This window comes from Achromobacter deleyi (genome assembly GCF_016127315.1).
GTDB lineage: Bacteria > Pseudomonadota > Gammaproteobacteria > Burkholderiales > Burkholderiaceae_B > Achromobacter > Achromobacter insuavis_A.
Genome location: NZ_CP065997.1, coordinates 1,950,631 through 1,963,011 on the forward strand (window position 1 = coordinate 1,950,631; position 12,381 = coordinate 1,963,011).

Genomic DNA, 12,381 nt, shown 5'->3' on the forward strand with positions numbered 1-12,381 from the left:
TGAACGCCACGGCCAGGGTAACTTTCTATGTCATTTGCTTCCGCCGCATGTCAGTCCGGTGCGCGGCGGGGCGGCGTGGTCCCCGGGGCAAGCCGCGCGCCTTCGACGCCGCGCCAGCAGCCCTGCCAAGCGGGTTTTGTTACGAAGCCGCTTGATGCGCGGTATTCGGCCATTGCCGGTTGCGCCAGGCTGCGCGAGAATCCGCCGCATTCGGTCCCGCCCTGGATGGCGGGATCCTTGTTTCTTACAAGGCGAAGTCAAGCGTGGCATCAGTCATGAACGGTCGAGCGGGCAAGCAAGGGGCGGCAAGGTGGGCGCGCGGTGTCGCGGCGGCCGTGTTGGGGGTGGCGGCGCTGTCGGCGCAGGCGGCCTACGTGGTGGTGGACACGGGCCACACGCCCAAGCAGCCAGGCGCCACGGGCGCCAGCGGCCGGGTGGAGTACCAATACAACCTGGACCTGAGCGGCGCGGTGGCGACGGATCTGCTGGCGCTGGGCGATCGCGTGACGCGTGTGTCGGCCGATGGCGCCGAGATTGCGCTGGGGCGGCGCGCGCTGACCGCGCCCGATGCGGATTTCTTCATCTCCATCCATCACGATTCGATGCAGCAGAAGTACATCGATGCTGGCCGCCAGCGGGAATTCGCGGGCTTCGCCATCTTTGTCTCGCAGCTCAATCCCCGCTACGAGGACAGCCTGCGCTGCGCCAAGGCGATCGGCGAGGCGTTGGTGGCGGCGGGCGAAAAGCCGTCGCTGTACCACGCCGAGCCCATCGCGGGCGAAAACCGGCCGCTGCTCGACCGCCGCCTGGGCGTGCATCGCTACGACGGATTGGCGGTGCTCAAGACCGCGGCGATGCCGGCGGTGCTGGTGGAGGCGGGCGTGATCGTGAATCCCGACGAAGAGGCGCGCCTGGCGCGGCCCGAGACCATCCAGCGCCTGGCGCGGGCGATCGCGGACGGCACGCACGCCTGCCAGCGGCGCTAGCGCGGCGAGGGGGCCAGCGGGCGGACGTGGGATGAAATCGCAAGGGATGGATAAAATCCGGCATTCGTATGGTGGGCCGCCGCGCCCGGACGACGCGGTTGCGCAGCGCGGGGGCGATCCCGGCCGTGGCGTGCGTTCCGAGAACAAGGACTGATGATGCTGAAAAGAAAACTGACGATGTTGGCCGCGTCCCTGGCGCTATCGATGACCGGGCTGTCCGTCGCGGTGGCGCAGACGCAGGCGCCGGCGCAGCAGCAAGAGGAGCCCGAGCGCTACGGCCCGTTCTTCTTCCTGCCCAGCCAGCCCAATCTGCTGGTCTACGTGGGCGCGGTGGGCGCCAACGACATGCTCAACCTGAAGAAGGCGCTGCGCGAGCATCCGACCATTTCCACGCTGATCCTGCAGAACAATGGCGGCGGCCTGGTGCATATCGGGCTGGTGGTGGCCGAAGAGGTCTACGAGCGCGGCCTGAATACCTATATTCCGAAGGACAGCTACTGTGCGTCGGCCTGCTCGTTCGTGTTCTTCGCGGGGCGCCAGCGCCTGGCCGAGGGCCGGCTGGGCGTGCACCAGATTTCCGCGCCCGAGATGACGGGCGAACAGGCGCAGTTCGGGGTTTCGGACATCGTCGCGACCCTGCCGAAGTACGGCGTGTCGGCGGACGTGCTGGGGATCATGTTCAGCACGCCGCCCAAGGAGATGTACTTCTTCTCGCCGCAGGAGATCATCAAGTACGGCATCAACCGCACCGGCAACGTCCGCACGGCCAGCAATGACGTGCAACCGGGCACAGGCCAGCGCGCGGCCCCGGCGCCCGCCGCGGCGCCCGCGCCGCAGGCGCAGTCGCCCGGGGATGCCAAGCTGCCGCCGCGCAAGCCGGCCTCGCCCGATGCCGCGCCGGCGCCGGCCGGCCCCGTGGCCAACCCGTACATGCCCAAGGAAACCGCGCCCGCGGCGATTACCGACGAGCAGAAGGCGATCAATGCCGCGGCCCTGATGATCCAGGCGGGCAGCGGCACCAATGAGGAAGCGCTGAAGTTCACGCGCGAGTTCTACGCCGATACGGTCGACTACTTCAAGAAGCAGCGGCCGAAATCCGAGATCCTGGCGGACAAGGAGGCGTACTTCGCGCGCTGGCCGGTGCGTCGTTTCGTGGTCGACCAGAATTCGCTGCGGGCCAAGTGCCAGGACCAGATGTGCATGGTCAAGGGCCTCTACGACTACAAGGTATCGAGCCCGGAACGCGGCAAGACCGCGACCGGCACGTCGAATTTCACTTACGTCCTTGACCTGCGCAACCGTTATCGCATCGTCATGGAAGACAGCGAGGTCATCAGCCGCTGACGCAGCGGTCCGATGCCAGGGAGAACTGCAATGAGTTTCAGGAATCGCGCGGCGCAGCTGTTGTGCCTGGTGGGATTGGGCGTGCTGGCGGCGCCGGCGCTGGCGATCAATTGCCAGAAGGCCAGCAGCCCGTCGGAGAAGCTGATCTGCTCGGATCGCAAGGCGGTGGCCGCCGATGCCGAGCTGAACCGCGCCTATGCGGCGGTGCTGAAGCAGGCGCCGGACGAGGAGATCCGCAAGATGCTGGTGGACAGCCAGCGGCGCTGGATCGATGCCCGCGACCGGGCGCTGGAAGGGCTGACCGACGATTCCGACGCGCTGCAGGATGACAAGACGCCTGGCGGCCTGGCGGCCGACATGATCCTGAACCGCGTGGCCGCGCTCAAGGAGATCAGGAAGGGCGACAAGCTGCCCGCCATGATCGCCACGGCGCTGCGCCAGCGCGAGTTCAACAAGCAGTTCACGGGCGGCCCGTTCGCCGGCTTTGACGTGTCGTGCGATGTCCTGCCACGCGACTACAAGTACTACGGTTGCTTCGCGATCCGCCACTACCAGAACAACGATCGCATCTGCAGCGCGGAAGAATACTGGGCCACGGGCTCGGTCTATGCGCAGCGCTACGTGGCCAAGGTGGTCGACAACAAGCCGGTGCCGGTGGCGTCCTGCTCGTTCAACGGCGTCGACGCCAATTGTCCCGGCGGCATTTCCGATGACGCGCACTGGAACACGGGACCCGACGTGCACAAGGTCGACTATTCCTCCACGCCGCTGCCCAAGGTGGACGGCGAGGTGCATGACGACGATGAGTACGGCTGGCTCAAGGCCTGCCTGACCGACCCGTCGTTCCCGCTGTCCAACCCGAAGGACGCCGGCCGCTAGCCGGGCCGGGGTGCGCCGGGCAGGGCCGTATCAGGCGGGGTCGGCGGCGGCGGCCCGGGCCAGGCGCTTGCGGTGGTGCCTGGCGTAGTCCTGCAACGCGTCGCGCAGCACCACCGCCTGGTTGTGCGCGGTATTGCGCGCGCCATACAGCAACGTCAGCGGACGCGCGCCCGCGGCCTCCAGCAGCGCGGCCATGCGGGCTTGCTGCGCCGGGTCGGCCAGCTCGGCCAGGTATTTTTCCCGGAAGGCGTCCCAGCGCTCGTCGAGATGGCTGAACCACTTGCACAATTCGGCGCTGGGGGCGATGTCCTTGGCCCATTCATCCAGCGCCAGGTCGGCGCGGCGCAGGCCGCGCGGCCACATGCGGTCCACCAGCGCCCGATAGCTGCCTTCGGGGCCGAGGCCTTCATAGACGCGTTGCACGGAAATGGCGGACGGTTTCATCGCGGGGGGCTCCTGTGACGGCCCCCCCAGTCTACTACCGCGATGCCCGGCCGCCCGCGGCCGGCCGTGTCAGGCCTTGGCAGTGGCCGGCACCGACGAGCCGCCCGTGCGCAAGAGCAGGAAGCCCGCCACCGCCGAGGCCACGGAGCCGGTCAGGACGCCGATCTTGGTGGCGTCGACGGCCGCCGGATCGGTGAAGGCCAGCGCGCCGATGAACAGGCTCATGGTGAAGCCGATGCCGCACAGCAGGGCCACGCCGTACAGCTGGGTAAAGCTGGCGTGGCGCGGCAGGCTGGCCACGCCGGCGCGGATGGCCAGCCAGGCGAAACCGAACACGCCCAGCTGCTTGCCCAGGAACAGGCCCAGCGCCACGCCCAGCGGCACCGGCTGCGCCAGGCTCGACAGGCCCATGCCGGCGAACGAGACGCCGGCGTTGGCGAAACCGAACAGCGGCACGATCAGCAGGGCCACGGGCTTGTGCAGCGCGTGTTCCAGCGCATGCAGCGGCGAATGCTCGCCCGCGCGGCCCTGGTTCTGCGGACGCAGCGGAATGGTCAGCGCCAGCGCCACGCCGGCGAGCGTGGCGTGCACGCCGGACTTCAGCACGAAGTACCAGAGCACCGCGCCGATCAGCAGGTAGGGCGCCGGGCGCAGCACGCCGGCCCGGTTCAGGCAGAACAGGCAGGCCAGCAGCGCGCCGGCCATGGCCAATGCGAACAGGTTCAGCTCGGCGGTATAGAACAGCGCGATGATGACGATGGCGCCCAGGTCGTCCAGGATCGCCAGCGCGGTCAGGAACACTTTCAGCGAGGTCGGCACGCGGCTGCCCAGCAATGCCAGGATGCCGAGCGCGAAAGCGATGTCGGTGGCGGCGGGGATGGCCCAGCCGCGCAGGGTGTCGGGACTGCCCAGGTTCAGCAGCACGTAGATCAGCGCCGGCATGGCCATGCCGCCCAGAGCCGCGATGCCGGGCAGCACGATGCGGGCCGCGCCGCGCAACTGGCCGTCCAGCACCTCGCGCTTGATTTCCAGGCCGACCAGCAGGAAGAACACGGCCATCAGGCCGTCATTGATCCAGTGCAGCACCGATTCCTTGAGCATCACCGGGCCGACATGAAAGCCCAGCTTGGTGCCGAGGATGTCGAAGTAGCCGGCCGCCAGCGGACTGTTGGCGACGACCAGGGCGACCACCGCCGCCAGCATCAGGACGTAGCCGCCGAGGGCTTCGGAACGCAGGAACGCCTGCAGGAAAGAGACGGGCCGGGACGGGGGCGAGGCCTGCAGGGTCAAGATTCACTCCTTGGGTGCTGCGATACAGCGTAAAACCTGAATTTTACCTGAATTGCGCGGGGCCCGTGGGATGGAAGGCCTTGATTTCTATAGGATTTGGTACCAGCGCCTCAATGCCACAAGAGCGCGTTCATGGCCTCGACCAGCCGGTTGCGATAGCGCGGCAGCAACGCCCGCACGCGGGCCTGGCGCTCGGTCCACTCGGCCGGTTCGGCGCCGGCGGCAATGCGCGGCGGCGCCCAGATCGGATCGGGAAAGTGGCGGTCGCCGCGCCAGCGCGGAATCACGTGCCAGTGCAGGTGCGGCACCATGTTGCCGAGCGAGGCCAGGTTGATCTTGTCGGGCGTCAGGATCGACTGCTGCGCTTCCTCGACCACGTACACCGCGCGCATCAGCAGGTCGCGGCCGTGGGTCGACAGGCTGGTCATCTCGGCCAGGTGGGCGTTCCAGATGACGCGCGTGAAGCCCGGGTAGTCCGGGTCGTCGACCTCGATCAGGCGCAGGTGCGGCCCGCGCCACAGCAACGTGCCGCCGTCGGTCTGGCACAGAGGACAGTCGGGGTCGCGCGCGCTCAAGGCAGCACCTTGCGGTATTGGATGAAGCCGGAACGGTCGGCGATGCGGTCGTACAGCTGCATCGCCGTGGCGTTGGTTTCATGGGTCAGCCAGTAGACACGGGCGCAGTTGGCGGCCGCCGCCTGCGCGTAGACGTGCTCGATCAGCTTGCGGCCGGCGCCGGTGCCGCGGGTCTCCGGGTCCACGTACAGGTCCTGCAGGTAGCAGTAGTCGCCCGCCGTCCAGGTCGAGCGGTGGAAGATCCAGTGGACCATGCCGACCGCGCGGCCGCTGTCGTAGGCCAGCGCGGCGTTCACCGGTTCGGCCGGATCGAGGAAGCGGGCCCAGGTGTTGCGCGTGACGGCATCGGCGATGTCGACGCGGTAGAAGTCCTGGTAGCCCTTCCAGAGCGGCAGCCAGACATCAAAATCGGCGGCGACGACGGGGCGGATTTCAGCCGAGCTCATGGGCAAGGTCTCCTGCGGGTCAGAGTTGGTTTTCCAGGGCTTCGACGATATGCCGCAGCACTTGAAGGCGAGCGTAGCGCTTGTCGTTGGCCGACACCAGGTGCCACGGCGCGTGCTGGACGTCGGTGCGGGTCAGCATCTCGTTGGTGGCGGCGGCGTATTCCTTCCATTTGTCGCGGTTGCGCCAGTCATCGGGCGTGATCTTGAAGTTCTTGAAGGGCGATTTCTCGCGATCCTTGAAGCGCTCGAGCTGCACGTCGGCAGTGATGGCGAGCCAGAACTTCAGCACCAGCGCGCCGCTGCCGGCCAGTTGCGCCTCGAAGTCGTTGATCTCGGCGTAGGCGCGGCGCCAGTGGGCCGGCGGGGTGATTTTCTCGACGCGCTCGACCAGCACCCGGCCATACCAGGAGCGGTCGAAGATGGCGATGCGGCCCTGGCGCGGGACATGGCGCCAGAAGCGCCACAGGTAAGGGCGCGACAGCTCGTAGCTGTTGGGCGCGGCCACCGGGGTGATGTCGAACTGGCGCGCGTCCAGCGCATGCGTGATGCGGCGGATGGCGCCGCCCTTGCCGGCGGCGTCCTGGCCTTCGAACACCAGCACCAGCGAGCGTTCCTGGAATTTCCTGGAGCGGGCGGCGCGCGCCAGGCGTCCCTGCAGCAGGCCCAGTTCGGATTCATAATCCTCGCGGTCGAGCTTGGCGTCGTAGTCGAGCTGGCCGAGGCGGTCGAGGATGCGGGCGGGGCCGGTATGGGCCACGAACGACGCCGGGATGCGCGGCACGCGGTGCTGGCGCATGGCGGCCAGCACGGCCTCGGCGGTGCGCGCGGCGCGCATGTTCTCGTCGGCGCTGGGGATCACCACCCACGGCGCATGGCCGCTGTCGGTATGGTTGATGACGACCTGGCCGCCGTTGCGGATACGGTCGTACTTCTTGTAGACCTTGAGGTCGACCGGGCTGACCTGCCACGAGGTTTCCGGGCTGGCCAGCAGCCGCTTGGCGCGTGCGCGCTGGGCGTCCGACGACAGGTGGAACCAGAGCTTGAGGATCTGTACGCCCTCGGCGGCCAGCATGGCCTCGAAGCGGCGGATGGCCACCGACTGGGCCTCGATGCTGTCCTGGTTGGGATGCTTGCGCGCCGCCTCGAGGATCAGCGGCGTGTACCAGGAGCCGAAGACGATGCCGGTGCTGCCCTTGGGCGGCAGGTCTTTCCAGTAGCGCCACATGGGCGGACGCTCGAGCTCGTCGCCTTCCGGCGGACCATAGGCCAGCGTCTTGATGTGGCGCGGGTCCATCCATTCGTTGAGCAGGTTGACCGTGGCGCCCTTGCCGGCGCCGTCGATGCCGGCCACCACCACCAGCAGGGATTTCTCGGCCTTCTGCAGCCGCTGGTACTGCGCGTTCAGCAGCGCGACGCGCAGCTTGGCTTCCAGCGGTTTGAAGGCTTCCTTGGTCAGGACTGGGTCGGCTTCGGCTTCGGCGAACATAGGGTTCCGTTGGATCGGCGATCTTGTGACCGGCCGATCTTGCGGGATATCCCGGCGGCGCGCAAGTGCGCGGCCGGGGGAACCCTGGCGGGCGCCCGCTACAGGGCGTCGACGGGGATCTTCAGGTAGCGCACGCCGTTGTCTTCCGGCGGCGGGAAGTGGCCGGCGCGGATGTTGACCTGGATGGCCGGCAGGATCAGCGTGGGCATCGACAGGGTGGCGTCGCGCCGCGTGCGCATGGCGACGAAGTCGTCTTCCGTGATGCCGTCGCGCACGTGGATGTTGGCGCGGCGCTGCTCGGCCACGGTGGTCTGCCAGGCGGCGTCGCGGCCGGCGGGCGGATAGTCGTGGCACATGTAGAGGCGGGTGTCGTCCGGCAGGCTCAGCAGCTGGCGGATGGAGCGGAACAGTTGGTGGGCGTCGCCGCCGGGAAAGTCGCAGCGGGCGGTGCCGACGTCGGGCATAAACAGGGTGTCGCCGACGAAGACGGCGTCGCCGATGCGGTAGGCCATGTCGGCGGGGGTGTGGCCGGGCACGTGCATGGCGCTGGCCGTGAGCGCGCCGATCGAGAACGTTTCGCCGTCGGCGAACAGGCGGCCGAACTGCGAGCCGTCGAGCTGGAACTGCGGCTCGAGGTTGAAGATCTTCTTGAATACGCCCTGCACGGTGCGGATGCTCTGGCCGATGGCGATGACGCCGCCCAGCTGGCGTTGCAGGTAGGGGGCGGCCGAGAGGTGGTCGGCGTGCGCGTGGGTTTCCAGCAGCCATTCGGTGCGCAGGCCGTGTTCACGGACGTAGGCGGCCACCCGGTCGGCGCTGGCGGTGCTGGTGCGGCCGGACTTGGGATCGTAGTCCAGCACCGAGTCGATGATGGCACAGGCGCCGCCGGGCGCGGGTTCGTGCACCACGTAGGTGACGGTGGCGGTGGCCGGGTCGAAAAAGGCTTGGATCTGCGGGGTCATGGGCGGTTGCCTCGGGCGTGCGACGGCTGTGCGCACGAAACAATATATGTATTTGAATAATATTGTTGGATAGTTTATCCGTCAATATAATGATCAAGTCCTGTCCGGCCGATTGATTCTCATCAAATGCTTACTGCCCTGAACGAATGCGAAGTCGCCGCCCTGCGCGAATCCGCCTCCCAGGCCTGCGCGCTGCTCAAGGCGCTGGCCAATGAAGACCGGCTGCTGCTGCTGTGCCAACTGGTGCAGGGCGAGCGCAACGTCGGTGAACTGGAATCCCTGACCGGCATCCGCCAGCCGACCCTGTCGCAGCAGCTGGGCGTGCTGCGCGACGAAGGCCTGGTGAGCACGCGGCGCCAGGGCAAGTACGTGTACTACCAACTGGCCAGCTTCGAGGTCAACCAGGTCATGAAAACCCTGTCCAGCCTGTATTGCGGCCGCGCCATGGCGGCGCTCGCATCATGATTGACTGGCCTGCTTTCACGCCCTGGAGCGCGGTTGCCGGCGGCGCGCTGATCGGCGCCGCCGTCGTGCTGCTCATGCTGGGCGCGGGCCGCATCGCCGGCATCAGCGGCATCCTGGGCGGCTTGCTGCCGCCCGATCGCCACAGCGGCTGGCGGCTGGCATTCCTGGCGGGGCTGTGCGTCTCGCCCTGGCTGTACCGCATGGCCGCCGCCTTGCCGCCCATCACGGTGGACGCGGGCACGGGCCGGCTGATCGTCGCGGGCCTGCTGGTGGGCATCGGCACGCGCTTTGCCTCGGGCTGCACCAGCGGTCATGGCGTGTGCGGCCTGGCGCGCGGATCGCGCCGCTCGCTGGTGGCGACCGCGCTGTTCATGGCGGCCGGGTTCGTCACGGTCTACGTCGTGCGCCACGCGATCGGAGGCTGACATGATCGCCGGATTCGCCTTCATCGCGGGACTGGTGTTCGGCCTGGGCCTGATCGTGTCCGGCATGGCCAACCCGGCCAAGGTGCTGGGCTTTCTCGATCTGGCGGGGCCGTGGGATCCGTCGCTGGCGCTGGTCATGGGCGGCGCGCTGGCCGTGACCGCCGTGGGCTTCGCGTGGTTGCGGCGGCGCGGCGCCAGCGTCTCGGGCGCGCCGCTGCAGTGGCCCACGGCCACGCGCATCGATCCGCGCCTGGCGCTGGGCAGCCTGACGTTCGGCGCGGGCTGGGGCCTGGCGGGCTTCTGCCCGGGGCCGGCCCTGGTCGCGGCGGCGGCCGGCGTGCGCGAAGCGCTGATCTTCGTGGCCGCCATGGCGGCGGGCATGGCGCTGTTTTCGATCATTCAACATTTCAATCGCCGGCCCCCGCGGACCGGTTCATAACCGGGAGACAAGCATGCAGACGGCAGCACAGGCGCAGCGCGATTTCGACGTGGTGGTGGTAGGGGGCGGCTCGGCGGGCATCGGCGTGACCGCCAGCCTCTTGCGCCGCCGTCCGGACCTGCGCATCGCGGTCATCGAGCCCAGCGACAAACACTACTACCAGCCGGCCTGGACGCTGGTGGGCGGGGGCGCGTTCGACATCGCCAAGACGGTGCGGCCGACCCGCTCGGTGATGCCGGGCCGCGCCACCTGGCTGCAGGCCGCGGCGGCCGGCTTCGAGCCCGAGGCCAACCAGGTACGGCTGGCCGACGGCAGCGCGGTCAGCTACCAGCAATTGATCGTGTGCCCGGGCCTGCGCCTGGCCTGGGACAAGGTGGACGGCCTGTCGGAAACGCTGGGCCGCAACGGCGTCAGCTCCAACTACCGCTTCGACCTGGCGCCCTACACCTGGGAACTGGTGCGCGGCCTGAAAGGCGGCAAGGCGCTGTTCACGCAACCGGCCATGCCGATCAAGTGCGCTGGCGCGCCGCAGAAGGCCATGTACCTGGCCTGCGACCACTGGCGCCGCGGCGGCGTGCTGGATCGCATTGACGTCGAATTCGACCTGGCCGGCGCGGTGCTGTTCGGCGTGCCGACCTTCGTGCCGCCGTTGATGCGCTACGTCGAAAGCTACGGCATCGGGCTGGCCTTCAATTCGGCGCTGGTGGCGGTCGATGGCCCGGCGCGCAAGGCGTGGTTCGATGTGAAGGATGCCGAGGGCGCGGTCACGCGCGTCGAGAAATCGTTCGACATGCTGCACGCGGTGCCGCCGCAGGTGCCGCACGATCTCCTGCGCCAGAGCGCGCTGGCGGACGCGGCGGGCTGGTGCGAGGTCGACCCGGCCACGCTGCGTCACGTGCGCCACGACAATATCTTCGGGCTGGGCGACGGCATCAGCACCACCAACGCCAAGACCGCGGCGGCGGCGCGCAAGCAGATCGTCACGGTGGCCGAGAACCTGCTGGCGGTGCGCGAGGGCCATGCGCTGCCGGTCACGTACGACGGCTACGGTTCCTGCCCGCTGACGGTCGAGCGCGGCCGCATCGTGCTGGCCGAGTTCGGCTATGGCGGCAAGCTGCTGCCCACCTTCCCGCTGGATCCGACCGTGCCGCGCAAGAGCGCGTGGTTCCTGAAGGCGACGATGCTGCCGTGGATCTACTGGAACGGCATGCTCAAGGGCCGCGAATGGCTGGCCCGCCCGCTGGGCAACTGAGCCCGTCGCGTCAAGAGAGGCGGTGCCGCGCCCGGGCTTTGCCGGTCCCGGGCGCGCGCCTTTCTTCTTCTTATCCTTCTTATTCGTAGGTGCGGATGTCGTCGATGACCTTGCCGTCGTTCGGCAGGGCGCCGGCCTCGGCCCATTCGACGTCGCTGCGCAGCTTGGTCACGTCGCGCACCGATTCGGCGATGCGGGCGCCCAGGTCTTCGCCGCGCACGCGCGACTCCACCCGCAGCACCATCTTGTCCGACCCGGTGGTGCCGCTGATCACCAGCCGCGCCCGCAGGATTTCGGGATGGCGGCGCACCACGTCGGCCACCTGCGAGGGATGCACGAACATGCCGCGCACCTTGGTGGTCTGGTCGGCGCGTCCCATCCAGCCCTTGATGCGGGTGTTGGTGCGGCCGCAGGGCGAGATGCCGGGCATGACCGCCGACAGGTCGCCGGTGCCGAAGCGCACCAGCGGGTAGTCGGGGTTCAACGTGGTGACCACGACTTCGCCGACTTCGCCGTCGGGCACGGGTTCGCCGGTGCCGGGGCGCACGATCTCGACGATGATGTCCTCGCCCAGCACCAGGCCCTGGCGGGCCGGCGTCTCGAACGCGATCATGCCGAGGTCGGCGCTGCCATAGGCCTGGTAGCCCTCGATGCCGCGCGCCGCCAGCCAGTCGCGCAGCGAGGGCGGGAAGGCTTCGCCGGACACCAGGGCGCGGCGCAGCGAATCCAGTTTCACGCCGAGCTCGTCGGCCTTTTCCAGGATGATCTTCAGGAAGCTGGGCGTGCCGGTGTAGCCGCTGGGCCCCAGGTCCTGGATGGCGCGCACCTGCTGTTCGGTCTGGCCGGTGCCGCCGGGGAAGACGGTGCAGCCCACGGCGTGCGCGGCGGTCTCCATCATCGAGCCGGCCGGCGTGAAGTGGTAGGAAAAGCAGTTGTAGGCCAGCTCGCCGGCGCGGAACCCGGCGGCGTATAGCGCGCGGGCAAAGCGCCAGTAGTCGGCGCGCGCGCTTTCGGGTTCATAGATCGGGCCGGGCGAGGCGAACACGCGCATGGCTTGGCCCCAGCCGATGGCCGAGAAGCCGCCGAAGGCCTTCTGCGCGCCGGCGGGTTGCGCGGCCTGCTCGCGGCTGTGCTGCTGGCGTTCCAGCAGTTCGTGCTTGCGCAGCACCGGCAGGCGCGCAAGCGCCGCGCGCGACGTGACCGTGGCGGGGTCGATGCCGCGCAGCTGCTCGGCAATGGCCGGCGCGCCGGCGATGGCGCGGGCGATGGCGCCGGGCAGGGCCGCCATCAGCTCGCGCTCGCGTTGCTCGGGCGCTCGGGTTTCCAGGACATCGAAAAACTCGGACATGGGATCGCACCCTCTCGTGTGCCGTACTGCGGTGTCGTTG

Annotated in this window: 14 protein-coding genes; 7 read left to right on the forward strand and 7 right to left on the reverse strand. The window is 68.7% G+C overall.

Annotated features, from left to right (window positions below):
- The first annotated feature begins 275 nt into the window (after positions 1–275).
- The 3 genes from I6I07_RS08740 to I6I07_RS08750 all read left to right on the forward strand — a co-directional run bounded on the left by I6I07_RS08740 (position 276) and on the right by I6I07_RS08750 (position 3,209).
- On the forward strand, positions 276–986 hold the full coding sequence (locus tag I6I07_RS08740) for an N-acetylmuramoyl-L-alanine amidase family protein (RefSeq protein WP_198486348.1): 711 nt from the start codon (positions 276–278) through the stop codon (positions 984–986).
- A 177-nt stretch (positions 987–1,163) separates the two neighbouring features.
- The gene (locus I6I07_RS08745; protein ID WP_061073021.1) at positions 1,164–2,330 is read left to right on the forward strand and encodes a hypothetical protein; all 1,167 of its coding nucleotides are present in this window, start codon (positions 1,164–1,166) and stop codon (positions 2,328–2,330) included.
- 30 nt (positions 2,331–2,360) lie between these two features.
- Complete coding sequence (locus I6I07_RS08750; protein WP_198486349.1) at positions 2,361–3,209, forward strand: lysozyme inhibitor LprI family protein; 849 nt, start codon at positions 2,361–2,363, stop codon at positions 3,207–3,209.
- A 30-nt stretch (positions 3,210–3,239) separates the two neighbouring features.
- Here the strand turns inward: I6I07_RS08750 and I6I07_RS08755 are convergent, their stop codons facing one another.
- From I6I07_RS08755 to I6I07_RS08780, 6 genes are all read right to left on the reverse strand, one after another.
- A complete protein-coding gene (locus I6I07_RS08755) occupies positions 3,240–3,653 on the reverse strand; it encodes a DUF488 domain-containing protein (RefSeq protein WP_198486350.1) in 414 nt (137 codons plus the stop codon).
- A gap of 69 nt (positions 3,654–3,722) precedes the next feature.
- On the reverse strand, positions 3,723–4,943 hold the full coding sequence (gene nhaA / locus I6I07_RS08760; protein WP_198486351.1) for a Na+/H+ antiporter NhaA: 1,221 nt from the start codon (positions 4,941–4,943) through the stop codon (positions 3,723–3,725).
- A gap of 110 nt (positions 4,944–5,053) precedes the next feature.
- Positions 5,054–5,518, reverse strand: a complete 465-nt coding sequence (locus I6I07_RS08765) for an HIT family protein (RefSeq protein WP_006391864.1) — start codon at positions 5,516–5,518, stop codon at positions 5,054–5,056.
- Entirely contained in the window at positions 5,515–5,964 is a 450-nt protein-coding gene (locus I6I07_RS08770) for a GNAT family N-acetyltransferase (protein ID WP_054430727.1), read from the reverse strand. Before I6I07_RS08770 ends, I6I07_RS08765 begins: the two co-directional genes overlap by 4 nt.
- A 19-nt stretch (positions 5,965–5,983) precedes the next feature.
- A complete protein-coding gene (gene pap / locus I6I07_RS08775; RefSeq protein WP_198486352.1) occupies positions 5,984–7,450 on the reverse strand; it encodes a polyphosphate:AMP phosphotransferase in 1,467 nt (488 codons plus the stop codon).
- Between the two features lie 98 nt (positions 7,451–7,548).
- On the reverse strand, positions 7,549–8,412 hold the full coding sequence (locus I6I07_RS08780; protein ID WP_198486353.1) for an MBL fold metallo-hydrolase: 864 nt from the start codon (positions 8,410–8,412) through the stop codon (positions 7,549–7,551).
- A gap of 126 nt (positions 8,413–8,538) precedes the next feature.
- On the opposite strand from I6I07_RS08780, the gene I6I07_RS08785 reads away from it, so the two are divergent.
- Genes I6I07_RS08785 through I6I07_RS08800 form a run of 4 tightly spaced genes read left to right on the forward strand, consistent with a single transcriptional unit; the run spans position 8,539 to position 10,993 of the window.
- Positions 8,539–8,877: an ArsR/SmtB family transcription factor gene (locus tag I6I07_RS08785; protein WP_006391860.1), complete on the forward strand. Its 339-nt coding sequence runs from the start codon at positions 8,539–8,541 to the stop codon at positions 8,875–8,877.
- Positions 8,871–9,302: a YeeE/YedE family protein gene (locus I6I07_RS08790; RefSeq protein WP_198487458.1), complete on the forward strand. Its 432-nt coding sequence runs from the start codon at positions 8,871–8,873 to the stop codon at positions 9,300–9,302. Before I6I07_RS08785 ends, I6I07_RS08790 begins: the two co-directional genes overlap by 7 nt.
- 1 nt (position 9,303) lies before the next feature.
- The gene (locus I6I07_RS08795) at positions 9,304–9,741 is read left to right on the forward strand and encodes a YeeE/YedE family protein (RefSeq protein WP_198486354.1); all 438 of its coding nucleotides are present in this window, start codon (positions 9,304–9,306) and stop codon (positions 9,739–9,741) included.
- Positions 9,742–9,754: 13 nt separating this feature from the next.
- Complete coding sequence (locus I6I07_RS08800; RefSeq protein WP_198486355.1) at positions 9,755–10,993, forward strand: NAD(P)/FAD-dependent oxidoreductase; 1,239 nt, start codon at positions 9,755–9,757, stop codon at positions 10,991–10,993.
- A 79-nt stretch (positions 10,994–11,072) separates the two neighbouring features.
- Here I6I07_RS08800 and I6I07_RS08805 read toward each other — a convergent pair whose 3' ends face one another.
- The gene (locus I6I07_RS08805) at positions 11,073–12,341 is read right to left on the reverse strand and encodes a phenylacetate--CoA ligase family protein (protein ID WP_006391856.1); all 1,269 of its coding nucleotides are present in this window, start codon (positions 12,339–12,341) and stop codon (positions 11,073–11,075) included.
- Between the last annotated feature and the right edge of the window lie 40 nt (positions 12,342–12,381).

Bases quoted from the DNA above. Each gene is read 5' to 3' on its own strand.
- I6I07_RS08750 (WP_198486349.1), top strand. From the start codon at position 2,361: ATGAGTTTCAGGAATCGCGCGGCGCAGCTGTTGTGCCTGGTGGGATTG.
- I6I07_RS08785 (WP_006391860.1), top strand. From the start codon at position 8,539: ATGCTTACTGCCCTGAACGAATGCGAAGTCGCCGCCCTGCGCGAATCC.
- I6I07_RS08805 (WP_006391856.1), bottom strand. From the start codon at position 12,341: ATGTCCGAGTTTTTCGATGTCCTGGAAACCCGAGCGCCCGAGCAACGC.
- I6I07_RS08780 (WP_198486353.1), bottom strand. From the start codon at position 8,412: ATGACCCCGCAGATCCAAGCCTTTTTCGACCCGGCCACCGCCACCGTC.
- I6I07_RS08795 (WP_198486354.1), top strand. From the start codon at position 9,304: ATGATCGCCGGATTCGCCTTCATCGCGGGACTGGTGTTCGGCCTGGGC.
- I6I07_RS08755 (WP_198486350.1), bottom strand. From the start codon at position 3,653: ATGAAACCGTCCGCCATTTCCGTGCAACGCGTCTATGAAGGCCTCGGC.
- I6I07_RS08770 (WP_054430727.1), bottom strand. From the start codon at position 5,964: ATGAGCTCGGCTGAAATCCGCCCCGTCGTCGCCGCCGATTTTGATGTC.
- I6I07_RS08745 (WP_061073021.1), top strand. From the start codon at position 1,164: ATGTTGGCCGCGTCCCTGGCGCTATCGATGACCGGGCTGTCCGTCGCG.
- pap (WP_198486352.1), bottom strand. From the start codon at position 7,450: ATGTTCGCCGAAGCCGAAGCCGACCCAGTCCTGACCAAGGAAGCCTTC.
- I6I07_RS08800 (WP_198486355.1), top strand. From the start codon at position 9,755: ATGCAGACGGCAGCACAGGCGCAGCGCGATTTCGACGTGGTGGTGGTA.
- I6I07_RS08740 (WP_198486348.1), top strand. From the start codon at position 276: ATGAACGGTCGAGCGGGCAAGCAAGGGGCGGCAAGGTGGGCGCGCGGT.